Origin of the sequence: Microvirga arabica (assembly GCF_016811235.1) — a bacterium.
GTDB classification, from domain to species: Bacteria; Pseudomonadota; Alphaproteobacteria; order Rhizobiales; family Beijerinckiaceae; genus Microvirga; species Microvirga arabica.
In genome coordinates, this window is the sequence record NZ_JAFBID010000001.1 from 99,658 (window position 1) to 124,651 (window position 24,994).

At 62.2% G+C, this 24,994-nt stretch carries 28 protein-coding genes; 6 read left to right on the plus strand and 22 right to left on the minus strand.

The features are described from left to right. The 15 genes from JQC81_RS00465 to JQC81_RS00535 all read right to left on the minus strand — a co-directional run bounded on the left by JQC81_RS00465 (position 1) and on the right by JQC81_RS00535 (position 13,199). Complete coding sequence (locus tag JQC81_RS00465) at positions 1-735, minus strand: ABC transporter ATP-binding protein (RefSeq protein WP_203269748.1); 735 nt, start codon at positions 733-735, stop codon at positions 1-3. Continuing rightward, complete coding sequence (locus JQC81_RS00470) at positions 728-1,480, minus strand: ABC transporter ATP-binding protein (protein WP_203269749.1); 753 nt, start codon at positions 1,478-1,480, stop codon at positions 728-730. The genes JQC81_RS00465 and JQC81_RS00470 overlap by 8 nt, the downstream gene beginning before the upstream one ends. A 1-nt stretch (position 1,481) precedes the next feature. After that, positions 1,482-2,516: a branched-chain amino acid ABC transporter permease gene (locus JQC81_RS00475; protein WP_203269750.1), complete on the minus strand. Its 1,035-nt coding sequence runs from the start codon at positions 2,514-2,516 to the stop codon at positions 1,482-1,484. A 19-nt stretch (positions 2,517-2,535) separates the two neighbouring features. Then, on the minus strand, positions 2,536-3,390 hold the full coding sequence (locus JQC81_RS00480; RefSeq protein ID WP_203269751.1) for a branched-chain amino acid ABC transporter permease: 855 nt from the start codon (positions 3,388-3,390) through the stop codon (positions 2,536-2,538). A gap of 68 nt (positions 3,391-3,458) precedes the next feature. Next, a complete protein-coding gene (locus JQC81_RS00485; protein WP_203269752.1) occupies positions 3,459-4,634 on the minus strand; it encodes an ABC transporter substrate-binding protein in 1,176 nt (391 codons plus the stop codon). 42 nt (positions 4,635-4,676) lie between these two features. Continuing rightward, positions 4,677-5,438, minus strand: coding sequence for a GntR family transcriptional regulator (locus tag JQC81_RS00490; RefSeq protein ID WP_203269753.1), 762 nt, complete (start codon positions 5,436-5,438; stop codon positions 4,677-4,679). A 33-nt stretch (positions 5,439-5,471) separates the two neighbouring features. Further along, on the minus strand, positions 5,472-6,446 hold the full coding sequence (locus JQC81_RS00495; protein ID WP_203269754.1) for a PDR/VanB family oxidoreductase: 975 nt from the start codon (positions 6,444-6,446) through the stop codon (positions 5,472-5,474). 7 nt (positions 6,447-6,453) lie between these two features. Then, the gene (locus JQC81_RS00500; protein ID WP_203269755.1) at positions 6,454-7,536 is read right to left on the minus strand and encodes an aromatic ring-hydroxylating dioxygenase subunit alpha; all 1,083 of its coding nucleotides are present in this window, start codon (positions 7,534-7,536) and stop codon (positions 6,454-6,456) included. A gap of 175 nt (positions 7,537-7,711) precedes the next feature. Beyond that, positions 7,712-8,887 (minus strand): ABC transporter substrate-binding protein, encoded by a 1,176-nt coding sequence (locus JQC81_RS00505; protein ID WP_203269756.1) that lies wholly within the window; start codon positions 8,885-8,887, stop codon positions 7,712-7,714. Positions 8,888-8,951: 64 nt separating this feature from the next. Next, positions 8,952-9,266, minus strand: coding sequence for a YciI family protein (locus JQC81_RS00510; protein WP_203269757.1), 315 nt, complete (start codon positions 9,264-9,266; stop codon positions 8,952-8,954). A 4-nt stretch (positions 9,267-9,270) separates the two neighbouring features. After that, entirely contained in the window at positions 9,271-10,137 is an 867-nt protein-coding gene (locus JQC81_RS00515; protein ID WP_203269758.1) for a class III extradiol dioxygenase family protein, read from the minus strand. Further along, the gene (locus tag JQC81_RS00520; RefSeq protein ID WP_203269759.1) at positions 10,137-10,490 is read right to left on the minus strand and encodes an extradiol ring-cleavage dioxygenase; all 354 of its coding nucleotides are present in this window, start codon (positions 10,488-10,490) and stop codon (positions 10,137-10,139) included. Before JQC81_RS00520 ends, JQC81_RS00515 begins: the two co-directional genes overlap by 1 nt. A gap of 4 nt (positions 10,491-10,494) precedes the next feature. After that, complete coding sequence (locus tag JQC81_RS00525; RefSeq protein ID WP_203269760.1) at positions 10,495-11,250, minus strand: alpha/beta fold hydrolase; 756 nt, start codon at positions 11,248-11,250, stop codon at positions 10,495-10,497. A gap of 51 nt (positions 11,251-11,301) precedes the next feature. Continuing rightward, a complete protein-coding gene (locus JQC81_RS00530; RefSeq protein ID WP_203269761.1) occupies positions 11,302-12,288 on the minus strand; it encodes a Bug family tripartite tricarboxylate transporter substrate binding protein in 987 nt (328 codons plus the stop codon). Between the two features lie 32 nt (positions 12,289-12,320). Continuing rightward, the gene (locus JQC81_RS00535; protein ID WP_203269762.1) at positions 12,321-13,199 is read right to left on the minus strand and encodes an amidohydrolase family protein; all 879 of its coding nucleotides are present in this window, start codon (positions 13,197-13,199) and stop codon (positions 12,321-12,323) included. A gap of 138 nt (positions 13,200-13,337) precedes the next feature. Between JQC81_RS00535 and JQC81_RS00540 the strand changes: the two genes are divergently transcribed. The 5 genes from JQC81_RS00540 (at position 13,338) to JQC81_RS00560 (ending at position 17,797) form a co-directional block, all read left to right on the plus strand. Continuing rightward, positions 13,338-14,300 carry a LysR family transcriptional regulator gene (locus JQC81_RS00540; RefSeq protein ID WP_203269763.1) on the plus strand — a complete coding sequence of 321 codons (963 nt, stop codon included), beginning with the start codon at positions 13,338-13,340 and terminating at the stop codon, positions 14,298-14,300. A 96-nt stretch (positions 14,301-14,396) separates the two neighbouring features. Continuing rightward, the gene (locus JQC81_RS00545) at positions 14,397-15,485 is read left to right on the plus strand and encodes a 4-oxalomesaconate tautomerase (protein ID WP_203269764.1); all 1,089 of its coding nucleotides are present in this window, start codon (positions 14,397-14,399) and stop codon (positions 15,483-15,485) included. 30 nt (positions 15,486-15,515) lie between these two features. Beyond that, a complete protein-coding gene (locus tag JQC81_RS00550) occupies positions 15,516-16,238 on the plus strand; it encodes a PIG-L deacetylase family protein (protein WP_203269765.1) in 723 nt (240 codons plus the stop codon). Beyond that, on the plus strand, positions 16,235-16,927 hold the full coding sequence (locus JQC81_RS00555; protein WP_203269766.1) for a 4-carboxy-4-hydroxy-2-oxoadipate aldolase/oxaloacetate decarboxylase: 693 nt from the start codon (positions 16,235-16,237) through the stop codon (positions 16,925-16,927). The genes JQC81_RS00550 and JQC81_RS00555 overlap by 4 nt, the downstream gene beginning before the upstream one ends. A 39-nt stretch (positions 16,928-16,966) precedes the next feature. Next, positions 16,967-17,797 carry an NAD(P)-binding domain-containing protein gene (locus JQC81_RS00560; RefSeq protein WP_203269767.1) on the plus strand — a complete coding sequence of 277 codons (831 nt, stop codon included), beginning with the start codon at positions 16,967-16,969 and terminating at the stop codon, positions 17,795-17,797. 64 nt (positions 17,798-17,861) lie between these two features. On the opposite strand, the gene JQC81_RS00565 is transcribed toward JQC81_RS00560, so the two are convergent. The 6 genes from JQC81_RS00565 to JQC81_RS00590 all read right to left on the minus strand — a co-directional run bounded on the left by JQC81_RS00565 (position 17,862) and on the right by JQC81_RS00590 (position 21,864). Then, positions 17,862-18,596, minus strand: a complete 735-nt coding sequence (locus JQC81_RS00565; protein ID WP_203269768.1) for a LuxR C-terminal-related transcriptional regulator — start codon at positions 18,594-18,596, stop codon at positions 17,862-17,864. Between the two features lie 57 nt (positions 18,597-18,653). After that, positions 18,654-19,010, minus strand: coding sequence for a DUF1236 domain-containing protein (locus JQC81_RS00570; RefSeq protein ID WP_203269769.1), 357 nt, complete (start codon positions 19,008-19,010; stop codon positions 18,654-18,656). A gap of 106 nt (positions 19,011-19,116) precedes the next feature. Then, positions 19,117-19,866 carry an anti-sigma factor gene (locus JQC81_RS00575; protein WP_203269770.1) on the minus strand — a complete coding sequence of 250 codons (750 nt, stop codon included), beginning with the start codon at positions 19,864-19,866 and terminating at the stop codon, positions 19,117-19,119. Positions 19,867-19,896: 30 nt separating this feature from the next. After that, the gene (locus tag JQC81_RS00580) at positions 19,897-20,388 is read right to left on the minus strand and encodes an RNA polymerase sigma factor (RefSeq protein WP_203269771.1); all 492 of its coding nucleotides are present in this window, start codon (positions 20,386-20,388) and stop codon (positions 19,897-19,899) included. Positions 20,389-20,554: 166 nt separating this feature from the next. Beyond that, complete coding sequence (locus tag JQC81_RS00585; protein ID WP_203269772.1) at positions 20,555-20,962, minus strand: DUF1236 domain-containing protein; 408 nt, start codon at positions 20,960-20,962, stop codon at positions 20,555-20,557. 740 nt (positions 20,963-21,702) lie between these two features. Further along, positions 21,703-21,864: a hypothetical protein gene (locus JQC81_RS00590; protein ID WP_203269773.1), complete on the minus strand. Its 162-nt coding sequence runs from the start codon at positions 21,862-21,864 to the stop codon at positions 21,703-21,705. Positions 21,865-22,305: 441 nt separating this feature from the next. Between JQC81_RS00590 and JQC81_RS00595 the strand changes: the two genes are divergently transcribed. After that, entirely contained in the window at positions 22,306-23,412 is a 1,107-nt protein-coding gene (locus tag JQC81_RS00595; protein ID WP_203269774.1) for a S8 family serine peptidase, read from the plus strand. A 68-nt stretch (positions 23,413-23,480) separates the two neighbouring features. Here JQC81_RS00595 and JQC81_RS00600 read toward each other — a convergent pair whose 3' ends face one another. Beyond that, complete coding sequence (locus JQC81_RS00600; RefSeq protein ID WP_203269775.1) at positions 23,481-24,962, minus strand: mannitol dehydrogenase family protein; 1,482 nt, start codon at positions 24,960-24,962, stop codon at positions 23,481-23,483. Positions 24,963-24,994 lie beyond the last annotated feature (32 nt).

Genomic DNA, 24,994 nt, shown 5'->3' on the forward strand with positions numbered 1-24,994 from the left:
CTAATGGGATGCGGCGCGCATTGGCTTCTTCTTCGCCGTGACGCCGAGATGCTGTTCGAGGGCCGCCGGGTCCTCGATGAGGGCGCGGCTTGAGCTTGCGTGAACGATGGTGCCCCGGTCGAGGATGAGCGCGTTGTCGGTCACGCCGAGGATCCTCTGGGCGTGCTGCTCCACCACAATGGCTGACATGCCCTCTCCGCGGATAATGCGCGTCAAGGCCGCGAGCAGTTCCTCGATGATGATGGGTGCGAGCCCCTCCGTCGGCTCGTCCAGCAGCAGGAGCTTGGGATTGAGCACCAGCGCACGGGCTACCGCGAGCATCTGCTGCTCGCCGCCGGAAAGCTGGTTGCCCATGTTGGTCCGGCGCTCCTTGAGGCGCGGGAACATGTCATAGATGCGATTGACGTTCCAGGGTCCCGGGCGAGACACCGCCGTAAGGTTCTCCTCCACGGTGAGCGACTTGAAGATGTTGCGCTCCTGGGGAACCCAGCCGATGCCCGCATGGGCGCGCCTGTCGGAGCGAGCCGTCGTCAGATCCCGTCCATCGAGCACGATCGAGCCGCCGCGATGCCGGGTGACCCCAATGATCGTATTGAGAAGCGTGGTCTTGCCCGTGCCGTTGCGGCCGAGCACGGCAAGGGCCTCGCCAGGCTTGAGGTGCAGGTCGATGTTCGCGATGACGATGGCCTCGCCATAGCCAGCCGACACCTTCTGCAGGGTGAGAAGATCACTCATCGACGCTCTCCCCGAGATACACGGCACGGACGCGCGGATCGGTCGAGACCTCCTCGACCGTGCCCTCCGTGAACAGCGCACCGTTGACCATAACCGTGATACGGTCGGCAAAGCTGAAGACCAGATCCATGTCGTGCTCGATCAGCAGGACGGATACGTCGCGCGGCAGTGCCGCCACCGTCGCGAGCAGTTCGTGCCGCTCCGCCTCCGGCACGCCAGCGGCCGGCTCATCGAGCAGCAGCACCCGCGGCCGGCACGCGAAGGCAACGGCGATCTCCAGCAGCCGCTGCTTGCCATAGGCCAGATTGGAGGTTTTCTCGTCGAGCACATCGGTCAGGCGGAAGCGCTGCGCAATCTCGACGATCTCGTCGATGATTTCCCGCCTGCTGCCCGTCACGCGCCACCAGTCCCGTCCCCCGCCGGTGCGCTCGGAGACCGCAAGGCCGATGGTCTCGAGCGGCGTCATGGCGGGAAAGAGCTGGTTGATCTGGAAGGTGCGGGCAAGACCTCGCTGCACCCGCAGTTCGGGGCGCAGGCCCGTGATGTCCTGCCCCTCGAGGAAGATCTGACCGGCTGTCGGCTTGATGACGCCGGTGAGCAGGTTGATGAAGGTCGTCTTGCCGGCGCCGTTGGGACCGATCAGGGCATGGCGTGCGCCCTGCTGCAGCTGGAACGACACGTTGTCCGTCGCCTGGAGGCCGCCGAAGCGCTTGACGAGGCCTTTCGTTTCGAGAGCAATCGTCATGTCACACCTCCCGGGCAGACGTTTTCGGTAGCGTGTCGGGGCTCTTGGCCGTGCGGCCGGCTACGCCCTTCCAGAGGGTGCGCACGCGCTCCGTCAGACGCTCGCGGCCGGCGAGCACGATGATGACCAGGATGAGCCCGATCCAGAACTGCCAATATTGCGGCGTCCAGGCCGAGATCACGTCCTGAAGCACCTTGAACACGATTGCGCCAATGAGACCGCCGTAAAGATAGCCGACACCGCCGATCACCAGCACCAGCATCACGTCTGCGGAGCGGTGGAAGGCGAGGACATCCAGCGACACGAACTGGGTCGTCTGCGCCAGCAGGGCACCGGCGACACCGGCATAAGCCGCCGCGAGCGTGTAGATCGCTATCAGGCGACGATTGACCGGGATGCCGACCGCACGGGCCTTCAGAGGGTTGTCACGGATCGAGCGCAGGGAGAGGCCGTAGGGCGAGACGACGATCCGGCGCGCGACAATGAAAAGCAGGAAGGTTACCGTGAGGCTGTAGGCATAGGCCGTGGTGCCGAAGATGTCGAACTCGAACAGGCCGAGGATCGGCCCCATGGTGACTCCCTGGAGACCGTCTGCGCCACCTGTCAGCCAGGAAGCCTGGTTGGCGATCTCGCCGAGAACGAGCGCCACCCCCAGCGTCACCATCAGCTTGGTAAGGTCGGAACCGCGCAACACGAGAAAGCTGGTCACGAACCCTAAAATCGCTGCTGTGATGGCAGCGGCTCCCAGGCCGAGAAGCGGATCCGCAATTCCATTTCTTGCTAGAATTCCGGCCGTGTAGGCTCCCAATCCGAAGAAGGCTGCATGGCCCAGCGACACGATGCCGGCATAACCGAGGATAAGGTCGAGGGAGATGGCGAAGAGACCGATGATGGCGATCTCGTTCAGGATCAGATGCCGCTCAGGCAGGAAGTACAGGGTCGCGGCGGCAATGAGCCAGAAGAGGATTTCGCCAACGCCCCATCGCCCTCTTCGGGTCAAGGTCGCGCTGACGTAATCGGCGATGTTCGTCGACATAGGTTGCGTTCCTCTTGGATCAGCGCGCACGCTCGAACAGCCCCTGTGGGCGCAGAACGAGGACGACGATCATCAGCGTATAGATCACGAAGGCGCCGACGCTCGGCACATAATACTTGCCGGCCACATCGGCGATCCCGAGCAGGAGCGAGGCCAGGAACGGCCCGGTGATGCTGGTGGTGCCGCCGACTGTGACGACGATGAGGAAGTAGATCATGAACTTGAGTGGGAAGGTCGGATCGAGACCGAGGATCTCAGCCCCGAGCGCACCGCCCAATCCGGCAAGCCCGGAGCCGAACGCGAAGGTCGTGGCGAAGATCAGGCTCACGTTGATGCCCAGACCTCGGGCGACGCGCGGATCATCCACCGCAGCCCGCAAGCGGCTGCCGAACCGGGTCTTGGTCAGGATGAGCTGCAGGGCGACCACGAGGGCGCCGCAGATCACGATGATGAAGCTGCGGTAGAGGCCGACCTGAACGCCCAGTATGTCGATGCGGCCCTGGAGCCACGTCGGAAGCTGGATCAACTGCTGCTGGGAGCCGAAGCTGTAGTCGATGGCGGCGACCGCCATGAAGACGAGGCCGATGGAAAACAGCACCTGATCGAGGTGGCTGCGGGTGTAGAGCCGCTTGTAGAGGGTTCTCTCAAGGACCAGTCCCAGGATGGCCGGCCCAATAAAGGCAAGCGGCAGGGTTGCCAGGAAGGGAACGCCCATCCGGTTCATCAGCACGGCTGTGATGTACCCGCCCGCCATGGCGAAGGCGCCATGGGCGAGATTGACGAAGTTCATCAGGCCGAGGGTGACGGCCAAGCCGCAGGCCAGCACGAACAGCAGCATGCCGTAGGCAATGCCATCGAAGAGAATGGTCAGCACCGCGTTCTCCAGAAAAACTCAAGAGAAGCGCCGCCGGTGAGTGCGGCGCTTCTGGTGGTATGTCGTGCTTAGTTAAACTTGGCGGCTTTGACCGGATCCTTGACGTTCGGAATCGTGGCAAACTCCACGTTGTAGAGCTCCCCGTCCCGGCGCTCCACCTTGCGCACATAGATGTTCTGGATGATGTCGCGGGTCTGCGGATCGATGGAGACCGGCCCGCGCGGGCTGGTCCAGCTCATGCCCTTCATGGCGTCGATCAGCGCCTGACCACCCTGGCCGCCCGTCTTCTTCAGGCCCTCGTAGATCAGGTGCATGCCGTCATAGCCGCCCACCGCCATGAAGTTCGGCCGCATGTTCGGGTTGGCCTTCTTGAACGCCTCAACAAACGCCTTGTTCTCAGGGCTGTCATGGGCCGCGGAATAGTGCTGTGTCGTGATCGCCCCCAGGGCCACGTCACCCATGCCGTTCAGGATGTCGTCATCGGTGACATCGCCGGGGCCGATCAGCTTGATGCCGCTCTTGTCGAGACCGCGCTCCACGAACTGCTTCATGAACTGCGCGCCGATGCCGGACGGCACGAACACGAAGAGCGCATCAGGCTTGGCGTCGGCGACCTTCTGCAGGAAGGGTGAGAAGTCGGGGTTTGCCAGCGGCACCCGCAGGTTCTCAACCTGACCGCCCTTGGCCGTGAACGCGCCGGTGAAGGCCTTCTCGGCATCAATCCCCGGCCCGTAATCCGACACAAGGGTCACGACCTTCTTGATGCCGTTCTCGGCCGCCCACTCCGCCATGGGAACGGTCGCCTGCGGCAGGGTGAAGCTGGTGCGCACGATGAAAGGAGACGCTTCGGTAATAGTGGCCGTGGCAGCGGCCATCACGACTTGAGGCACCTTCGCCTGGGTGGCGAGCGGCGCGGGTGCAAGGGCGAGCGGGGTGAGGCCGAAGCCGGCCATGACGGCGATCTTGTCGTTGACGATCAGCTCCTGTGCCAGACGCTTGGTCACGTCCGCCACGCCAGTGTCGTCCTTCAGGATCAGCTGGATCTTCCTGCCCGCCACCGTGTCGCCCTGCTGCTGCATGTACAGCTTGGCGGCCGCCTCGATCTGCCGCCCGGTCGAGGCGAACGGTCCCGTCATCGGCAGAATGAGACCGATCTTCACCGCCTCCTGCGCGAGAGCCGCCCCGCTCAGGGCCAGCGCCACGGCCGCGGCGCCCGCAGCTCCCAAAAATGTCCGACGTCGCATGTTCTTCTCCCTCTTTGTCTCTGGCGTATTCGCCTTTGCATGTCAGGCGCGGATGCGCCGCTTGATGAGCACCGAACCCGGCACGAGATCCATGTCCCTCTGGTTTGTCAGTGCACGTTCGAGATTGCGATGAGCGATGCGGGCATGCTCGCGCATGATGGCTTCCGCGCGCGCTCCCTCGCGCCGTTCGATGGCCGCGAGAACGCAGTGATGCTGATCCTGGGCTACGCTGAGGATATAGTTCATTTCTGGTGAGCGTGACTGCACGGGAACCAGGGCGCTCGGCGAGGCGAAGGGCAGCGCACTGGCCCGTTCTAGCTGCCGGGCGAGCGCCTGACTGTCAGCCATGCCGACGAGAATCTCATGAAAGTGAGCGTTCAATTCTACATAGCGCGAAAGATCGATATCCGTCGTATCGCGACGCATGAGCTCATCGATGGCCTCAAGGCAGTTGGCAGCATTCCGGATCTCCGCCCGGCTGACGCCCCGCTCGGCGGCCAGACGTGCTGCGAGACCCTCAAGGGTGCCGCGGATCTCGATCGCCTCGAACACCTCCTTCTCGGAGAAGGTCTTGACGGAGAAGCCGCCGGACGGGATTGCCTCCAGCAGCCCCTCTTCCTCCAGCCGGATAAGAGCTGAGCGAACAGGCGTCCGGGAGACGCCGAGGCGTTCGACCATCTGAAGTTCGGAAACCCGCTCGCCGGGATTGAGCTCGCCCCGCAGGACGAGATCTCGCAAGGCGAGCTGCGCCCTCACGGTCTGCGTCACCGAGCGGTCGTTGCCATTTTCCCCGGCCTTGATCATGCTCCCCTTCCCGTTACGCTCAAGCTAAGCCGTTTATGCGGCCCTGTCAGCCGTATCGATGGTGATATCCCCGCCGGCGACCCTGGACACACAGGTGCAGAGCTTCCTGTTCTCGGCTTTCTCTTCATCGCTGAAGAACACGTCCCGGTGATCGACTGTCCCGGTCGTTTCGATGATGTAAAGAGCGCAGAGGCCGCACTCGCCCCGGCGGCAGTCGGAGATCATCGAAACACCAGCGGCCTCCAGGGTCTCCAGCATGGTCTTGTTTGGCGGAACCACAAGCTCCATACCAAGCCGTGGGATCCTCACATGGAAAGCTTCAGTGGCGAAGCGGCCACTGTTGCCGAAGGTCTCGAAGCGTAGCTGATCCACAGGCCGCCCGCTTCTCTGCCAAGCGCGCTTGGCCGCCTCCAGCATCCCGATGGGACCGCAGACATAGAGCTCGCCACCGGGTGCAAGCCGGGCGATCTCCGTGTCGAGATCCACGCGAGCACCCCCCTCGTCGAGGAACATCTGCAGCCGCTCGCCAACGTACTCCCGCATCTCGTCCGCCAGCGCCATATCCTGGCGGCTCCGACAGGCATAGAGCACACGGAAGTTTGCGCCGGCATGAGCCAGCGCAAGCGCCATGGTGTAGATCGGCGTGATGCCGATGCCGCCGGCAAGCAGGAGATATTCCGGCCGGCCCAGGCTGAGATCGAAGTGGTTGCCCGGCGTCGAGATGCTGAGCTTGGCTCCGGGCGAGAGGCTCCACATATAGAGCGATCCGCCGCGGCTGTCGGGCAAGCGCTTCACGGCGATCCGGTAAAGTCCATCGGCGCAGGGACCGACGACCGAGTAGGAGCGGACATCGGCCCGCTCCCCAATCTGCACGCCTACATTGATGTGGCTTCCCGGGGTCGGCGCCACGAACTCACCCTCCGGCTCGATCTCGAAGAGCCGGATGTCCGGGGTGAGGTCCCGCACCGAGCGCAAAGTTCCTTTGCGCCATTCGACCTGCTTGCTCATGGCGAACCTACTCGGCCGCCTCGCTTGGAATGTGAACCGGATGCCCGCCCTCTGCTTCCAGCATCGTGTCGATCAGCTTGCGAGCCCAGAGCGCGCCCGCATCGATGTTGAGGTTGTAGAAAGGCAGGCGCGGGTTCTTGTCGATGGCCACCTGCTGTGCTTCGAGCACCACGTGGTCCTGATCGTAGACGCCCTTGCCCTCGTTGACGTGGGCCTTGTTGATTTCCTTTGTGAGCTGATCGTCGTCGGTCCGAAAAGTTCGCACGAAGTTCCAGAAATAGTGGCAACTCTTGTCCGTCTCCGGCGTGATAGCAGCGAGGAACGCGCCGTTCACGCCCTGCGAGCGGTCACCCTGCGGCGCACCCGTTCCGGTCACGGCCACACCCACATCGCCGACAACGGTTGAAGGCGCCTGGAAGTAGATGATCTGCCACCGGTCCACGTGCTCGCCGGGCCTGTTGAGTTGCTTGGCCCAGAACGGCGGCGGCTCGATATTGGTCATCCAGCGGGTCACGGTTGCCGTGCGATCCGTATGGGTGACGTCGAAGGGCGCGCTGGTGATCGCTTCGTCGCCGATACTGCCCGCATGGACATAGGTCTCATGCGTCAGGTCCATGAGGTTGTCGATCACGAGGCGGTAATCGCACTTCAGGCTGTAGAAGGTTCCGCCTTCGCCGACCCAGTCGGTGCCGTCATTCCAGTGGAAGTCGGGGATCTTGTTCGGGTCGGCAAGCGCGGGATCGCCCGGCCAGACCCAGACGAGGCGGTGGCGTTCGGCCACCGGATAGGCACGCACGCAGGCAGACGGGTTGATGGTCTTCTGCGCCGGCATGTAGGTGCAGCGGCCAGCAGCATTGAAAACGAGCCCATGATAGCCGCACACCACCTCGTCACCCTTGAGATGACCCATGGAGAGCGGCAGCAGCCGGTGCCAGCATGCATCCTCAAGCGCCGTTACTTGGCCGTCGGAGCGACGGTAGAGCACCATGTCCTTGTTGCAGATCGTCCGAGCCGCAAGCTCATGCTTGATCTCGTGGCTCCAGGCTGCGGCGTACCAGGCGTTCAGTGGAAATGGGCGCGCTTCTGTCATCGTCTTCCTCCACGGATGCAGAATGTATACAGGTCAATGCTCAGAACAATTATACAAAGGGCTATTATGGCCAAATTCCTTTGCTGCAGAGCAACAAACAGACAGATATACAGGGCGATGTATACAACGAGAGATGCGCCGCATGGCGCTGCGGCGCTTCCTGGATGGTGTGTGATCAGTTGGACTTGGCGGCTTTGACCGGATCCTTGACGTTCGGAATCGTGGCAAACTCCACGTTGTAGAGCTCCCCGTCCCGGCGCTCCACCTTGCGCACATAGATGTTCTGGATGATGTCGCGGGTCTGCGGATCGATGGAGACCGGCCCGCGCGGGCTGGTCCAGCTCATGCCCTTCATGGCGTCGATCAGCGCCTGACCACCCTGGCCGCCCGTCTTCTTCAGGCCCTCGTAGATCAGGTGCATGCCGTCATAGCCGCCCACTGCCATGAAGTTCGGCCGCATGTTCGGGTTGGCCTTCTTGAAGGCTTCCACGAACGCCTTGTTCTCGGGACTGTCGTGGGCCGCGGAATAATGGTGAGACGTGATCGCACCGAGAGCGACATCCCCGATATTGTTGAGCAGATCGTCATCCGTCACGCTTCCTTCTGCGAGAAGACGAATACCGCTCTTATCGAGGCCGCGCTCCACGAACTGCTTCATGAACTGCGCGCCGACACCTGACGGCACGAAGGCCAGAAGCGCATCGGGCTTGGCGTCGGCAACCTTCTGCAGGAAAGGCGAGAAGTCGGGGTTCGCCAGCGGCACCCTCAGGTTCTCCACTTGGCCGCCCGCCTTGGTAAAGACCTCGGTGAAAGCCTTTTCCACGTCGATGCCAGGTCCATAGTCTGAGACAAGTGTCACAACCTTCTTGAGGCCGTTCTTGGCGGCCCAGTCAGCAAGAGGAACGGTAGCTTGTGCTGCCGTGAAACTGGTGCGCACGATGTAAGGCGAGACCTCCGTGATCGTCGAGGTTGCAGCCGCCATGACTACCGCAGGAACCTTGCCTTGCGTGGCCAGCGGCGCTGAAGCAAGCGCCAGCGGGGTGAGGCCGAAGCCGGCCATAACGCTGATCTTGTCGTTGACGATCAGCTCCTGGGCCAGGCGCTTGGTAACGTCCGCCACGCCAGTGTCGTCCTTCACGATCAGCTGGATCTTCCTGCCCGCCACCGTGTCGCCCTGCTGCTGCATGTACAGCTTGGCCGCAGCCTCGATCTGCCGGCCGGTCGAGGCGAACGGTCCCGTCATCGGCAGAATGAGACCGATCTTCACCGCCTCCTGCGCCAACGCTGCCCCACTCAAGGCCAGCGTCACCGCGGCTGCTCCCACGGAGCATATAAATGTCCTTCGTTTCATTCGCTTCCTCCTGGTGATTATTGTGGTCTGGGCTCTTGGACGGCCCGATTTCCTGTTTTCGTTCCTACCGTGTCATGGGATCGATCCGGTGGGCCTGGAACCGTGAGGCCAAAGCCGTAATCTCTATAGATTCAACGAGACCCGCACGAGCGAACGGATCGTTTTCAGCAAAAGCCTGAGCGGCCTCCCGGGTGGGCGCCTCAAGGATTCCGAAGTTTCCCACCGGCGTCTCGGCATCGTCCTCAGTTAAGGCGCTGCCGATCAGAACCCGGGCGAGGCCGCCCCCACCCGTAGCGACGTGCTGGCGATGCGCGTCCCTGTGCTGCTCGCGCAGTTCAGTCATGCCCGGCTTGTGGCGGCAGATCATGAGCCAGTGCATGCGATCACGCCGCCACGGCTGGAGAGGCCGTCGCCTTGTTCTCCATGACGATCATTCCCGCGCCTGTCATGGAAGCGGGAACGAAGTAGTGCTTGTGCCGGACCACCACATCGCGATCCATGGCGCCGCGCATGACGAGCCACATCATCAGCTCCGCCCCCTCGCTGCCGAACATCTCCACATATTGCTCCCGCGACATGCCAGCGAGCTTGTCGGGATCAGTAGCAATGTCATTCAGGAAAGCTTGGTCCGCCTGCGGGTTCACGAAACCCGCACGAGCGCCCTGAAGCTGATGCGACAGGCCACCTGTGCCGAGAACAACGAAGCGCTCGTCGGTCGGGTAGCTCTCGATGGCCTGTCGCAGAACGCGGCCCATCTCGTAGCAGCGGCTCGGAAGCGGGATCGGATATTGGATCACATTGACGAAGATCGGCACCACCCGCACCGGCCACTCGGCAGGACGGTCCCAGAACAGCTCCATCGGAACCTGGATGCCGTGATCCACCTCGATCTCCTGACAGATCATCGGGTCGAACCGGTTCTCGATCAGGGTGTCGATGAAGTGCCAGGAGAAATCGACCGCACCCTTGAAGGGTGGGATCGCGCGCGGCCCCCACCCCTCATCGACCGGGTGGTATTCCTCGGCGCAACCGACCGCGAAGGTCGGCACCTTATCGAGGAAGAACGAGTTGCCGTGATCGTTGAAGATCACGACCGCCACATCGGGCTTATGCGCCTTCACCCAATCCTGCCCAGGAATGTACCCGTCGAAGAACGGCTTCCAGTCCGGCGTGTCGCGCAGGCCTTTGTCGATCGCTGCGCCGATCGAGGGAACATGGGATGTTCCCAATCCTCCGATGAGCTGTGCCATTATACTTTCTTCCCTAAACGGTTGCGCAGGAAATCGTCGTGTTCCATGCCCGCCTGATGGGCACCGATCTCGGTGATGCGGACCGGATCGACGGCGGAGATCTTGAGGATGAAGAAGAGATTGCCGCCAAGCCGCACCATCTCGCGCCAGTTGCGCGTCATGACGGCCTCCTTCTCTTCCGGTGTCAGGCCGAAGCGGTCGAGATAGGTGCTCTCGTCCTGCTTGAAAGCCTCGCGGTTCTCCGGCCTGCTCAAGCCCATGGCCATCTTGTTGATGCGATAGCCGCCGAGCGAACGCTTGCGATCGAAGAGCGGCGTGTCGGGAATGCGATCCTGCCCTGGCTTCTCTTCCATGATGTTAGCTCCCCATCCCTGCGGCGGCGTGCGTACCCGCGAGCTTGTTCTCAAACCCCAGCCAGTGCAACAAGGCGTTCGACACCTGCTCGGGCTGCTCAAGCAGAGTCATATGGCCGCTGTCCTCGATCACCACGAGTTCCGCATTTGGAATTCGAGCAGCCATTTCCTCATGCTGCGCAAGCGGGCTCCATCGATCCTGGCGCCCGACCATGACCAAGGTTGGGCATGTGATGTCCGCCAGACGAGGCACCAGGTTCGGGCGATTGAGGAGCGCCCGGATCTGCCGCTGATGCTGCTCGGGCGTCGCTCGCATCACCATCTCCTTAAGAGGAGCAAGAAGCGCAACATCCTCCACCCGATCCATATGGACCATGGGCGGGAGCCAGCGGTCGGCAAGGGCTCCCATGCCCTCGGCATAGGCCAAGTCCACCAGCACCTGCCGCTTGGCTTCCTCGCCTTCCTTACGGGAGTCGATCCCGGTGTCGATGAGGGCAAGCTTCCGGATGCGTCCGGGCGCCAGATGCGCCATCTCCATAGCCACTCGCGCACCCATCGAATGCCCGATGGCGATGATCGGGCATTCCACCATCGCCAGCGCCGAACGGGCCATGGCCTCAAGGGAGTCGTGCTGCGAGAAGTCAGCCACAAGAACATGCGCGTGAGGGCGCAGGGCTTCGATCTGCGCCTTCCAAACGCTCGCATCGCACAGAAGCCCCGGCAGAAGAAGGATCGTCGGAAGTTCGCTTGCAGCGGTCATTGTCGCGCTCCTCAGACGACAGCTGAATGAACCATGTTCAACGGCTTCTCCTCACTGCTTCGGAATGCCAGCTTTCTCGATCACCGCCCGCCACTTTTCGATATCGGACCGGAGGCGCTGGGTCAGTTCCGCCGGCGTCTCGCTGCGTGCCTCGATCCCTAGATCCAGCAGCCGCGCCTTTATATCGGGCATGGCAAGGATCTCCTTCAGGGCTGCGTTCAGTTTCTGGATGACGGGCTCCGGAGTTCCCTTCGGTGCGAAGAGAGCATTCCAGGACGTCACATCGAACCCGGAGATGCCTGCCTCCTGAACGGTCGGCACGTCAGGCATTGCGGGCGAACGGCGAGGCCCCGAAGTGGCAAGCGCCCGCACCTGATTGCCTTCCAAGGCGGACTTCAAGGCAGCCTGAGAGTCGATCAGGAGATGCGTATCGTTCCGGATCAGCGACACGAGCGCGTCCGGCGTGTTGCGGAACGGGACGTGCCGCAGATCGGCACCTGCTTCGCCCTTGAACAGAACGGACGTGAGGTGCTGGGTACTGCCGACCGCGATGGTCGCGACGTTCAGATCGCCCGGCTTGTCCTTGGCTGCCTGGATCAGGGCCTTGAAGGACTTGTACTCGGAATTCGCATTCACCACGAAGAGAAAGTCGAATGTGCCAAGAGTAGAGATCGGCACGAAATCGGTGAGCGGATCGAAGGGCAGGTTGGCGAAGAGCGGTACGCTCACCGCCGTCCCGTTCGTGAGCATCGTCAGGGTGTGCCCGTCGGGCGCGCTCGACAGAGCCGCCCGCGCTGCCGTGATGCCGCCGGCGCCCGGCATGTTCTCGACGATGAAGCGCTGCCCCATCTTGTCGCTGAGCTTCTCCGCGACGATCCGGATGGTAACATCGGCCACGCCGCCGGCGCCGAAAGGCACGATGATCTTGACCGGACGCGTCGGATATTCCGTCTGCGCCCCTGCCGCCCCGGATAGAGTCAATCCCGCGGCCATCGCAAGCCCCAGCAGCATGGATCGTCTGGTGGTCGTCGCGAACATGCTCGTGTGTCCTCCCTGCTCTTGATCTTTTCTCACTGCCCGAAGCGGAACAGGCGCGTCGGGTTGTCGACGAGAAGCTTCTGCCGCATGGCGGGATCCGGCGCATAGAGCGGCACGAGATCAACCAAGTCGCCATCGTCCGGCATCACCGGCACGTTCGGATGCGGCCAGTCGGTACCCCAGAGAACCCGGTCCGGCGCCGTCTCGACCAACGCGCGCCCGAAGGGCGCCACATCGTGGAACGGCGGCCCTGTGCGTGAGATACGCTCCGGGCAGGAGACCTTCACCCAGCACTTCTCGTCGTCTCGCAGAAGATCGAGCATGGCTTTAAAGCCCGGCTGACCGAGGCCTTGGCTCGCATCGACCACGCCCATGTGATCGATCACGTAGGGAACCGGGAGGTTCATCAGCCGGGGCCGGAATTCGGGGATGAGGTTCGCCGGCAGGTAGAGATCCACATGCCAGCCGAGACCTGCAATGCGCTCGACGACCCGGTCGAACGCACTCATGTCCGGCACCTTGCCGAGACGCGGCAGGAAGGTGAACCGGCATCCCTCGATCCCAGCCTCCGCCAGATCTCTCAACTGCCTGTCGTCGAATGTTTCATCAACATTGGCGATGCCTTTGTACCGACTGCCGCTCTGCGCGATCGCATCGGTGACGACCCGGTTATCGCGCCCATGGGGTGTTGCATTAACGATCACCGCCCGCTCGACGCCGAGACGGTCGTGCAGGGCGCGGAACATCTCCAGCGGCGCATCCGGCGGCGTGTAAGGCCGCTCCGGCACATACGGGTAGAGGTGGTTAGGCCCGAAGATGTGGCAATGCGTGTCGCAACTTCCGGGTGGAAGCTTGAACGAGGGCAGCCGCGGGTCAGGATGCGGCGGCGGGATCGTCGGCACTGACGTCATTCGGCGGATCGGCCCTCATCACGTGGATCTGTGCATCTCAAGAGACGCGACAGGGCCACAATGAAGCAAATGGTTTGTTTTTGGGGATTGATGAATATACTTCATATATAATAGCAGACTTCCTGTCCCGGAGCCTTCATGCGCATCGACTTTCTGGGTCTTCATGCCTTCTTGGCCATCGCGGAGCGCGGCAGCTTCCAGCTGGCGGCGGCGCATCTCAACTTGTCACAGACGGCGCTCAGTCATAGGATCCGAAAGCTCGAGGAAGACCTTGGGGTGAAGCTCCTGTCCCGAACAACCCGGGAGGTATCGCTCACCCAAGCCGGCCTCAACCTGCTGCCCAAGGTGAAGGGCACCATCGAAAGCTTGTCGGTCTCACTGGATGAGCTCCGTCATGAAGGGCGCAGCCGTCAGGAAACACTGTCCATCGGCTGCCTGCCCACGATCGCATCCGGCCGCTTGCCCTCGGCCCTGCGGCGGTTCCAGGAGCGCCACCCGGACGTGGTTCTGCGGATCTACGACAACTCCGCTACCGAGATCAGCAATTTGGTGCAGGAGGGCACAATCGCCTTCGGGATCACCCTGGTTGCTGCTCATCGCTGGGATTTCGACATCGAGATGCTGACCAAGGACCCCTTTACGCTCGTCTGTCCTGAGGGCCATCCCCTGGCTGCCCAGCCCAGCGTGAGTTGGTCCGATCTCACGGAAGAACCCTTGATCAGGATCAGCCCCCAGACAGGCAATCGCATGATCATCGACGATGCCCTGGGCAGCCGCCGGGAGGGCCTGACGTGGCGCTTCGAGGTTCAGCACATCCAGACGGCTGTAGCCTTGGTCAAAGCTGGAGTCGCGCTGACGGTTATTCCGAGCCGCGCTTTCGACTCCGTTGACGAGCGCGGCCTCAGGCTCGTGCCCCTGCGCAACCCGAGCATCACCCGCCAGCTCGGCATTGTCTCACGGCGGGGAACACCTCTGTCGCCATTGGCCGACGAGCTTCGAAAGATCATTGTTGAGGCTTTCGCCGGCGAGGAAAACGCTCCTCAAAAGACTTCAGCCAAGAAGCGTACGCAAATTATGAAAAAAATTCATCAAAAGCCATAAACAAACCATTTGCTGCATGAAGTCCCCTGATGCACCCTCCCCGGACATTATTCGCCAGATCAGGGGAGAAGGACCATTCAGCCTCGCATTCCTTGCATGATCCTTCGGGGTGGCACCTCCAAAGGCGCCTACTTCCTGGCTGACGACCTTCCGTCCGATCCGGCGCACCGCGATGCGCTGCTTCTGTCCATCATGGGTTCGCCGGATCCGCGCCAGATCGACGGCATCGGCGGTGCTCATCCGCTGACGAGCAAGATCGCCATCGTGTCGAAGTCCAAGCGGTCCGATTGCGACATCGACTTCCTGTTCGGCCAAGTGGGCGTCGACAAGCCGAAGGTGGATGTGACGCCCAATTGCGGCAACATCCTCGCGGGCGTTGCGCCGTTCGCCATCGAGCGGGGGCTTGTGACGGCCGCCGATCCTGTCACCCGGGTCAGGGTCCATACGGTCAACACGGGAACCATCGCAGAGCTGGCGGTGCAGACGCGCGACGGCGATGTGATCTATGGTGGCAATGCCCGCATCGACGGGGTGCCGGGCACCGCAGCGCCGATTGCTGTCGAATTTCTTGATGCTGCCGGCTCCGTCTGCGGTTCCCTTCTGCCGACCGGCAATGTGGTGGACCGCGTGGCGGGAATTGACGTGACCCTGATTGACAACGGCATGCCGGTTGTCGTGCTCGAAGCCTCCGCCGTAGGGCGCACGGGATACGAACCACGCCATGTGCTCGACAAGGATACGGAGCTGAAGGCGCGCCTGGAGGAGATTCGGCTTGAAGCCGGCAAGCTCATGGGCCTCGGTGACGTTTCTTCCAAGGTCGTCCCGAAGATGGCGTTGGTGGCGCCACCTGTTGCGGGCGGGCACGTCTGTACCCGCAGCTTCATTCCGCACGAATGCCATGCCTCCATCGGTGTCTTTGCCGCGGTGACGGTTGCGACGGCCTGTGTGCTGCCGGGCTCTCCTGCATCGCGGGTCGCCCAAATTCCACCTGGGCGCGAGAAAACCCTTTCGGTCGAGCATCCGACAGGCGAGTTCAGCGTGGTGATCGAAGTGGGCGGGACTGAGGAGAGTCCGGTTGTCGAGAAGGCCGGCCTTCTTCGCACCGCCCGCCTGCTCTTCGAAGGCTATGCCTTCGCCCATGAATCTCTCGCGCACCCTGCCGAAGCCGGACGTGATGCGGCTTGAATCGTTAGAACACTTCTTCTCGAGGTCCTTATGACTGCTGAAAAGACCGGACTCGTCGTCACCGCCCATCCCGGCGACTTTGTATGGCGGGCAGGCGGCGCCATCGCCCTTCATGCGAAAAAGGGCCATCGCATGAAGATCGTCTGTCTCTCGTTCGGCGAGCGGGGCGAAAGCCAATGGGCCTGGAAGAAGGGTGATGTCTCACTGACCGAGGTCAAGGCGCAGCGGCGCGAGGAGGCCGAGCGCGCTGCCGAGGTGCTCGGCGCCGAGATCGAGTTCTTCGATGCTGGCGACTACCCGCTCCACACAACGCCGGAGATGCTGGAGCGTCTGGTCGACATCTACCGGGAACTCAAGCCCTCCTTCGTGCTCACTCATTCTCTGGAAGATCCGTACAACGTGGATCATCCGGAGGCGACGCGCTTTGCGCAGGAGGCCCGCATCATTGCCCAGGCGGCCGGGCACAAGCCGAACCCGGACCTCGCCTATAATGCGCCGCCGGTCTTCCTGTTCGAGCCTCACCAGCCGGAACAGTGCAACTACAAACCCAACGTGATCCTCAACATCGACGATGTGTGGGAGACCAAGCGTAGGGCCTTCGAGATCCTGGCCGCGCAAAAGCACCTGTGGGAATATTACACCCGTGTGGCCTTGAACCGCGGCATGCAGGGCGGGCGCAACTCCGGGCGCGCCATGACCTACGGTGAAGCCTATCAGCGCATCTTCCCCCAAATCGTCGAGGAACTCGCATGAAGCCGGTTGTCGTCACCAACACGCCGCGCGTCGACCAGAAGATTGTCGGCCGGCTCACCGAGTTCGGCGTGGCAACCGCCCATGAGGCCATGGGCCGCTCAGGGCTGATGAAGCCCTATATGCGGCCGATCTGGCCGGGAGCCCAGGTGGCCGGCAGCGCCGTGACGGTGCTGGCGCAGCCCGGCGACAACTGGATGATCCACGTGGCCGTCGAACAGTGCAGGCCCGGCGACATCTTGGTTGTCGGCGTGACCACCGATAACACTGACGGCATGTTCGGTGATCTGTTGGCGACATCGCTCAAGGCGCGGGGCGTGGTCGGCTTGGTGATTGACGCCGGCGTACGCGACGTGAAGACCCTGACCGAGATGGGATTCCCTGTGTGGTCGCGCGCCATATCGGCCAGGGGAACCGTGAAAGCGACCCTCGGCTCCGTGAACATTCCCGTGGTCTGCGCAGGCGCCCTGGTAAAGCCGGGTGACGTAATCATCGCCGACGACGACGGCGTCCTGGTGGTGCCGCGACGGGAAGCGGAGGCCGTGGCGGTCGCAGGCGAAGCCCGTGTCGCCAATGAAGGTTCGAAACGCGAGCAACTCGCCTCCGGCGTTCTTGGCCTCGACCTCTACAAGATGCGTGAACCCCTGGAGAAAGCGGGCCTCGTTTATGTGGAATACAGGGATGAGCAGTAGGGGCGCGGCCCTTTGCCTGCTGAGATGCAGCGAGAACTCATGAGTCTTCAGATCGCCTTCATCGGCTACGGCGAGGTCGGGCAACTCTTCGCGCGCCAGCTTGCGACGAAGGCCGACGTGCGCGTGAGTGTATACGATATCCTCTTTGACGACCCAATCCGAGGCCGCGAGCTGAAGCAGCGAGCGTCGGACGACAAGGTCCATGCCGCAGACAGCGTGGCTGACGCCTGTGCAACGGCAGACATCGTTATCTCGGCTGTTACGGCGGATTCTGCGATCATGGCGGCCCGGCAGGCTGCGCCTCATCTCAGGCCACGCCAAACTTACATCGATTTGAATTCCGTCTCGCCAGCCACCAAGAGGGACGTGGCTGATCAGGTCCGCCAGGGAGGCGCAGCCTTCATCGAGTTTGCCGTCATGGCTCCCGTGAGCGGCGTCGGCATTGAGGTTCCTATTCTCAGTGGCGGTGCAACGGCGGAAACAACTTCGGTTCGCCTGAACAAATTGGGGATGAAGATTACCCCCGTCAGCTCTGAAATCGGAACGGCCTCCGCAACGAAGCTATGCCGCAGCATCGTCATCAAGGGCATGGAGGCATTGATGGTGGACTTCACGTTGGCCGCCGAAAAGGCAGGCGTGATGCCAGCCGTTCTGGCGAGCTTGACGGTGTCCTATCCTGGCATGGATTGGGATCACATCGCGAAGGCCATGATGTCTCGCGTGAAGCAGCACGGCGTGCGGCGGGCAGCAGAAATGCGAGAGGCAAGCCGCATGATTGCCGAATTCGGGCTCGATGGATCGTTGGCCGCGGCTATCGCCGAGAGGCACGAGAGTTTTGCGAGATCCGGGTCAGAGCCAAGCAGCACTTGAATGCAATGGACTTAAAGGATCTCTCCTCCTGCACCAGCCATTTCGGTATGACCGATCAACCCGATTAGGCTTCGATCTCCGCCGAAACGTGGTGTGTCGCCCAAAGCGCAGCCTGAGTCCGATTGCAGGCACCGACCTTCTTCAAGATTGCCTTGACGTGCACTTTCACGGTCGATTCAGAGAGGTTGAGCTTACGTGCAATCACCTTGTTGGGCGCCCCCTCTCTCAAGAAGGCCAGGATTTGGGTTTCTCTCATCGAGAGCCGTCGGCCTGACAATCGGAGATCGATATTCCCTCCTGGATTATCCGCCGGCACAGCTACCGCATGGTTCGCTTTCGTCTCGGTCATGGAGAGCACAAGAGCCGCTGGAAGAACAACTTCGCCGAGCATGACGAGATGGAGAGATCCAGCAAGGATTTCGCTTTGGCTATTGGAGAGACAGAAACCGTGTGCTCCGGCCTTCCAGAAAGCCGATACTGCAGCGGCTTCGAACGTCTCCGCCACAATCACGATTTTTGCATCGGGAAAGCTCGTCTTTATTTGATTGATGGTGTCGATAATGGCGTCGCTGCGGATTTCGCCATCGATGATGAAGAGGGCATGCTGTCCCTCCGGAATCTCTGGCAAGGTCGATATGTCGTCGATGGCCTCATGGCAGACGTCAAACCCTTCGCCTGCAAGCACTGTCTCTAGGCCGATCCGCAGCAATGGATTGCTGCAGATTGGAAACACTTTCGTCGTTGGCTTCTCTTCCTGGCGATAGCTTCGCCGGTCTTCCATCAAGCTGTGCAATGACATGAATCAACTCGCTATTCTTATGAACAAAACTTTTCTTCCGCGGATCCGGAGCCGATCCTAACGCACGACGTAGACGACTCTGCGCGAAGCGGCGTCCACGATGACCCGATGGTCGCTTACAACCGCGTAGCGGTAGGTTTCATGGCGCGGGATCGGGTGGAGATCGATCTCCTCAGGCAAGGCCTCCCCGATCAGGGCGCCGCGGCTGAAATGAGAGGCCAAGAGCGCATCCGGGTGCGAACCGCTCTTCCCTGGGGCAGCAGGAACATCGTTGCGCGCAGCATCGAGAGACGCGTGTTGCTGGTCCGCCGGCAAGGACGGCTCAGCCGCATGGGGTGCATTCAGGGCTATGGTGGGCATCGAAACACTGCCCATGAAGAACACCGCTAAAGCCAGATAATACGCGGCACGCATGGTCACCCTCTATCACTAGCCTGTCAGGATAGAGAACGGACCGGTCAAAGCGTTTATTCCGCCCCTTTACAAAAAAGGGCATACCTCTTCCGGAGTAGATGGGAGGTTAGCGGACGGATTCAGCCAGAGCCTTGACCTCCGCCTCGCCTTCGAGCGGGTTCCCGGCATCGAGATTGCCGAGATAGGATTCAACGAGGTCACCACCTGAGCTTGGCACATATTCAGCGCCCTTGGCAGGCTCTGCCAAAGCAAAGGTTACCGTCCACTCATCCGTTCGGCAGGCAACAGCACCGGTTGCCGTGGAGGTGGATTGCAGCCTGAATTCACGACATAACGACTGGTCTGGAAGACGGTATGTCGAAATCACTCTCAACCGTCCAACCGGCAGCTCCGCCTCACGTCCGGATTCGAGGCGGCTGAGTTCCCTGAGGACGCGGGGGTCTTCCAGCTGCGCAAGGCGACCTGCCACTGGCTGCGATTGCTGCCCTATGAGGTATCCCGCAGTCACGGCGACGGCCGCGAGGGAGGCAGCCAGAGCCATCTGGATCGGAAACGCCCCGCGGGCCCATAAGCTCTTTGCCTCCACGGGTTGGCGCTTCTCGCCAGCCGCACTCGCGGCCTCATAGGCCTCAATCTGGGCTGAAATGGCTGCGCGGAGTTCGCTTGGAACATCGGGTGTCAGATTGCTGGCGAAAACGGAGCGTGTCAGACGACGGCTCTGCTGAAACTCGACGATCTTCCGTGCGACCGCTGGATCCTGTGCCATAACCCTGGCAACGGCTGCTGCCACGGGCTCGTCGAGTTCCCCGTCCGCAAAGGCCATCAGGATTTCATCGGTGAGATGCAGCTCCGACATCGTCCTACTCCACTCTCGTCTCATGTACCCTCAGGCAGCCGCTGTGACTTCGACCAGTCGCTTCCTGGCCCGAGCCAAGCGGCTCATGATCGTCCCGACAGGGATGTTCAGCACCTCTGCGGCCTCCCGGTAAGTGAGATCCTCGCCGCACACCAGAGCAAGCACCTCGCGCTGTTCCTGAGGCAGGCTGTCGATGGCCCGCTGGACTTCCGCTAAGGCGAGCCTGTTCATGATCGGCTCCTCGCCAGGGTCACCGATCAGGTGCGTCTGAGACTCCACGTCTTCCATCATGCCTTCGGCTTTCATTCGTCTCAAGTGGTCGATCCAGTGATTGCGGAGAATTCGGAACATCCATGCATCGAACCGTGTTCCGGGCGTCCAGCTGTTCGCCTTGGCGAGTGCGCGCTCGCAGGCCCCTTGGACAAGATCGTCCGCAAGGGGTTGCGAGCGGCAGAGCACCAGCGCAAAGCGCCGGAGCCTCGGGAGAAGCGCCACGAGTTCCTGTCCTATGGCTGTTGCCATTCCTGCTCCGCGTGACCTGATAGAACCATAACGGGAAAGCTAATCGTTTTATTCCAATCTCAAGAGGACACCGCTTCGCCGAGGGACCGGCGGGCTGCTTCGGCAGATCACAAACGAAAGGGCGGCCCGAAGGCCGCCCCAAGCTCAGTACCAGAGCCGATAGTCGTTAGCGGATGACCTGAACGATCTTGCGGCTGCCGGGCTCCACCAGCACAGGGGTGTTGTTGACCACGGTGTACTTGTAGCCTTTCACCTTGTACTCGGCCGGCACCTCATAATAGGTCACGCCAGCTTCCGGCAGGGTCGCGCCCACGCGCACCTCTTCGCGATAGGTGTAGGACGGCACCTTCTGGGTGGTCACATACGAGCGGAACTCGGGCTGCTGCTGATCGGCAATACCACCCACGATGGCACCCGTGACGCCGCCCACGGCCGCACCGACCGGGCCGCCAACGACCGCGCCGCCGACCGCACCTGTGGCTGCGCCCGCAGCGGCACCGCCGGACTGCGCAAAAGCCGCTGCAGGGGCGAGAGCAGCGAGAACGACGCTGGTAAGAAGAAGCTTCTTCGACATGATCTGACTCCTGAATTTTGCTTCGGGATCAACACCCGGCAACCGACAACGCGTCATTGTCGAAGTAGTTTCCAAGCAACCAGTCCGGTTTTACGAACCTCTGACGCATGGAAAATTATGAACACAGGATGAATATGACTTATCTCTAATATTCATCAAAAATTCTGAACAATGCGGGCGCGGAAGATGACATTTAGCACCAACATATTCATTTTAGCGAATTTCCTAACCTTATGAAGGCACGGATTTCCCGATTAACACCTGCAATCTGCTGAAGGCACCAGGAGCCTCTGGAAATTCAGGCGCACTTGAAACAAGCTGCCGCCTTGACCGTTATCTAAGGTTTAGTGGACCTGCAAAGCCACTGAGGGAACAAGGGCCCTGTTGCGGCGCATTAGCGAGCCGGGATGATGACATCGAAACGACGCTCCCTGCTGGTTTTGGCATCCTGTGTTGCCATTGTCTGTCCGACCAAGGTCCAGTTTGGAATCGGAAACGGTGTCGGATTGGCTCTCACCGAAGTTCCAGCCATGGCCAAGCCTGGAAATGATGGCGGCAATGGCAATGGCGGGAACGGAGGCGGCAATGGGGGTGGGAGAGGAGACGGCGGGTCTCCTGGAAACTCCGGCAACAACGGCAATGGGGGCGACCGAGAGAACAGCGGCAATTCCGGAGATCGCGGGAACAGCGGCAACGCAGGCGATCGCGGCGGCAGCGGAAACGCAGGAGGTCAGGGAGGTTCAGGCAACAACGGCAACGCGAACGGCAATGCCGGAGGAGCCGGAAATTCTTCGGGAGGCAATGCCTCTGGCAACGGCAACGGCAACGGCAACGGCAACGGCAACGGCAACGGCAACGGCAACGGCAACGGCAGAGGTGGTGGCAACGAAGGCGCCGGTCAAGGCCGATCTTCAGGCCAGAGCGACTCCGCAAACGCTGGCGGCGCCTCAGGCAGAGGCAACTCTTCCGCCCAAGGGAATGCATCTGGGAACAGCCGCGCCTCGCGCTCCACAGCACATGGAGGACTGCCGGGGGTTTTCGGCACGGTCACGAACAGCCTTCGCCCTGTTGCAACGGCACCTGTCAAGGCCATTGAGAAGGTTTTGGCTCCCAAGAGCGCACCGAAAAGCAACCCCGCTCGATCTGCGAAATCCCGGCCGACTTCATCGCGGAAGGCAGCCCAGACAGGGAAGGCTGCGCCTGCTCCCAACAAGGCCGCAGCAGGTGCTGCGAAACCCTCCAGACCTCTTGCTAACGTACCGCCCCAGCCGGGACGATCCCAGGCGGCGAATGCGGCAGCAGATCAAGCCCTTCCCAAGCCCAGACAGGCATCGCGCTCGATCGTGGCTGTCGGCCTGACGTCGAAGAGCTTGGCCCGGCTAAAGACGCAGGGCTTCCAAGCCGAGAGGCAGACCAAGGGCACCCTCGCGAGCGTGGTGCGGCTCATTCCGCCAAGCGGCATGTCACTTGCTCAGGCACAGCGTGCCGTGCGTGTTGCGGATGCCGGGGCTACCGCTGATTTCGATCATTTCTACTACACGGATGGGGCTGCAGGCTGCACCGGCACCGGCTGCGAGGCTGTCTCCCTCGTCGGCTGGAACCTGCCGGTCGCCCGACAATGCGGCCCAGTGCCAACAATCGGCCTCATCGATACGGGCATTGACCGCGAGCACGAGGCCCTTCAGGGCCAATCGATCGAGATCGTCTCCGGACTGCAACTGCGCGGCAAGCCCTCTCAGCGCGACCACGGCACGGCTGTGGCGGCACTTCTCGTCGGCCGGAGCGGAAGCAGCGCGCCCGGCCTCCTGCCTGACGCAAATATTCTGGCCGTCGACGCTTTCTATCGTGATGGCGGAACGGCGGACCGAACGGATGTGACGGCACTTGTGATGGCTCTGGAGGCCTTGGCGGAGAAAAACGTCCGCGTCGTCAACATGAGCCTGTCCGGGCCTCCCAACGAGGTGCTCAGGAGAGCCATCGAGTCCGCCCAGGCGAAGGGGATGGTCATCATCGCGGCCGCCGGAAACAATGGCGCAGGCGCCGAACCCTCCTACCCTGCCGCCTATCCGGGCGTGATCGCCGTCACGGCTGTCGACAACAAGCGCGATGTCTACCGCCGCGCGACCCAGGGCGACTACATCGACCTTGCCGCGCCCGGGGTGGATCTGTGGGTTGCTGCGCCGGGCGGAGGCGGAACTGCGAAAAGCGGCACATCCTATGCCGTGCCATTCATCTCCGCGGCTGCGGCAGTCCTGCACGCGTCCAACGCAACACTGAAACCGGCCGACCTCAAGGCTGCTCTCGAGAGCAGCACAATGGACCTGGGCAAGCCGGGCCGTGACAAGACCTACGGAAACGGACTCCTGCAGGCCGCAAACCTGTGTGCGCCTCAGGCGGACGAAACACCTGTCGCACAATCGAAGGTGAACGTGCCCCCCAGCATTCCTTGAGGCGCACGGACGGAGAGACGTCTGGCAGGAGCTTCCTGATAGACTGGAAGCAGGTTGCTCCCGATGGATCAGAGCCCACCACCGAGATAGGCCTGCAGGGTTGCACGGGTGCCCTCGCGCCAGAGCCCGCTCAGCGCCGCCTCGAACCGGGAGCGGAAGACTGGGTTCCCGGAGAGGTCGCCGAAGATGTCGGTCAGGTTCAGGAACGCAGAGGCATCTTCCCGTGCGGCCAATGCGGCCGGTTGCAGGCGGCCGGCATTCGGGTCGTCGAGAGCAACGGGCCGGCCCTGATCGTCCAGGCCCACGCAGGAGCGGCACCACAGGGCCGAAACGAGGGCGAGTCCTGGGACGTCGCCGCCAGCCTTCAGCCGGTCACGGGTCGAGGGCAGGATGAACTTGGGCTGCCGGTTGGAGCCGTCCTGGGCGAGGCGCGGAATGGTGTCGCCGACATCGGGATTGCTGAAGCGGCGGGCGATCAGCCGGTAGTAGTCCTGGAGATCGACCCCCGGCACAGGCGGCACGCAGGGGATGATCTCCTCCGCCTCAAGCTTATCGAGGAAGCCGCGCACCAGCGGATCCTGCATGGCCTCATGGACGAAGTGAATGCCCAGGAGCCCGGCCGGGTAGGCAATGGCCGCATGGCCGCCATTGAGGATGCGCAGCTTCATCAGTTCGTACGCCGCCACATGGGGCGTGAAGGTGACACCGACCTCCTCGAGCGCCGGCCGGCCGGCGGGAAAATGATCCTCCAGCACCCACTGACGAAACGGCTCGCAGAAGACGGGCCAGTTGTCCCGAATGCCGAAGCGCTCCGTCAGGGCGGCGCGCTCCCTGTCCGTGGTTGCCGGCGTGATGCGATCGACCATGCTGTTGGGAAAGGCCACCTGCTCGCGCACATAGGCTGCAAGGGCAGGATCGATCCGGCTGGCCAGCCCGGCGACGGCCTCCTGGGCGACGCGTCCGTTATGGGGAAGGTTGTCGCACGACATCACCGTGAAGGGCGCAAGCTCCGCATCCCGCCGGCGCTTGAGCGCGGCAAGGATCACGCCGAACACGCTTCTGGGCGCGTGCAGGTGAGCGGCATCGTGAAGGATGTCCGGATGCTTGGGATTGAAGGCGCCCGTGGCCGGATCGATGCAGTAGCCTCCCTCCGTGACGGTGAGGGACAGAATCCGCAGGGCCGGATCGTCGAGCGCCGCGATGATCGCGCGGCCGTCGTCTTCCACGGGCACGAAGTCGACCATCGCGCCGGTCACCCGCGCATGGTTGGCGCCGGGCTCGAGTTCCACCACAGTGGTGAGCCAGTCCTGAGACTCGAGCGCCTGCCGCATTGCCTTGTCGTTAGGGCGGATGCCCGCGCCGATCAGGGCCCAGTCGCGATCCCGTCCCGCATTGAAGAGATCATCCAGGTACACGGCCTGGTGCGCACGATGAAAATTGCCGACGCCGATGTGGAGGATGCCGGCTTGCAACTGCGCGCGCTCATAGCCCGGCTTTGCGATGGCGGGCGGCAGATCCGCGAGATGGATGAGGTTCAAGGCACGGCTCATGGGATGGGTCTCGGTTGGCTGGATAGGGAGCT

Coding starts and splice junctions, on each gene's coding strand:
- JQC81_RS00465 (WP_203269748.1), bottom strand. CDS start 735: ATGAGTGATCTTCTCACCCTGCAGAAGGTGTCGGCTGGCTATGGCGAG.
- JQC81_RS00470 (WP_203269749.1), bottom strand. CDS start 1,480: ATGACGATTGCTCTCGAAACGAAAGGCCTCGTCAAGCGCTTCGGCGGC.
- JQC81_RS00475 (WP_203269750.1), bottom strand. CDS start 2,516: ATGTCGACGAACATCGCCGATTACGTCAGCGCGACCTTGACCCGAAGA.
- JQC81_RS00485 (WP_203269752.1), bottom strand. CDS start 4,634: ATGCGACGTCGGACATTTTTGGGAGCTGCGGGCGCCGCGGCCGTGGCG.
- JQC81_RS00490 (WP_203269753.1), bottom strand. CDS start 5,438: ATGATCAAGGCCGGGGAAAATGGCAACGACCGCTCGGTGACGCAGACC.
- JQC81_RS00495 (WP_203269754.1), bottom strand. CDS start 6,446: ATGAGCAAGCAGGTCGAATGGCGCAAAGGAACTTTGCGCTCGGTGCGG.
- JQC81_RS00500 (WP_203269755.1), bottom strand. CDS start 7,536: ATGACAGAAGCGCGCCCATTTCCACTGAACGCCTGGTACGCCGCAGCC.
- JQC81_RS00505 (WP_203269756.1), bottom strand. CDS start 8,887: ATGAAACGAAGGACATTTATATGCTCCGTGGGAGCAGCCGCGGTGACG.
- JQC81_RS00510 (WP_203269757.1), bottom strand. CDS start 9,266: ATGCACTGGCTCATGATCTGCCGCCACAAGCCGGGCATGACTGAACTG.
- JQC81_RS00515 (WP_203269758.1), bottom strand. CDS start 10,137: ATGGCACAGCTCATCGGAGGATTGGGAACATCCCATGTTCCCTCGATC.
- JQC81_RS00520 (WP_203269759.1), bottom strand. CDS start 10,490: ATGGAAGAGAAGCCAGGGCAGGATCGCATTCCCGACACGCCGCTCTTC.
- JQC81_RS00525 (WP_203269760.1), bottom strand. CDS start 11,250: ATGACCGCTGCAAGCGAACTTCCGACGATCCTTCTTCTGCCGGGGCTT.
- JQC81_RS00530 (WP_203269761.1), bottom strand. CDS start 12,288: ATGTTCGCGACGACCACCAGACGATCCATGCTGCTGGGGCTTGCGATG.
- JQC81_RS00535 (WP_203269762.1), bottom strand. CDS start 13,199: ATGACGTCAGTGCCGACGATCCCGCCGCCGCATCCTGACCCGCGGCTG.
- JQC81_RS00540 (WP_203269763.1), top strand. CDS start 13,338: ATGCGCATCGACTTTCTGGGTCTTCATGCCTTCTTGGCCATCGCGGAG.
- JQC81_RS00545 (WP_203269764.1), top strand. CDS start 14,397: ATGATCCTTCGGGGTGGCACCTCCAAAGGCGCCTACTTCCTGGCTGAC.
- JQC81_RS00550 (WP_203269765.1), top strand. CDS start 15,516: ATGACTGCTGAAAAGACCGGACTCGTCGTCACCGCCCATCCCGGCGAC.
- JQC81_RS00555 (WP_203269766.1), top strand. CDS start 16,235: ATGAAGCCGGTTGTCGTCACCAACACGCCGCGCGTCGACCAGAAGATT.
- JQC81_RS00560 (WP_203269767.1), top strand. CDS start 16,967: ATGAGTCTTCAGATCGCCTTCATCGGCTACGGCGAGGTCGGGCAACTC.
- JQC81_RS00565 (WP_203269768.1), bottom strand. CDS start 18,596: ATGTCATTGCACAGCTTGATGGAAGACCGGCGAAGCTATCGCCAGGAA.
- JQC81_RS00570 (WP_203269769.1), bottom strand. CDS start 19,010: ATGCGTGCCGCGTATTATCTGGCTTTAGCGGTGTTCTTCATGGGCAGT.
- JQC81_RS00575 (WP_203269770.1), bottom strand. CDS start 19,866: ATGTCGGAGCTGCATCTCACCGATGAAATCCTGATGGCCTTTGCGGAC.
- JQC81_RS00580 (WP_203269771.1), bottom strand. CDS start 20,388: ATGGCAACAGCCATAGGACAGGAACTCGTGGCGCTTCTCCCGAGGCTC.
- JQC81_RS00585 (WP_203269772.1), bottom strand. CDS start 20,962: ATGTCGAAGAAGCTTCTTCTTACCAGCGTCGTTCTCGCTGCTCTCGCC.
- JQC81_RS00600 (WP_203269775.1), bottom strand. CDS start 24,962: ATGAGCCGTGCCTTGAACCTCATCCATCTCGCGGATCTGCCGCCCGCC.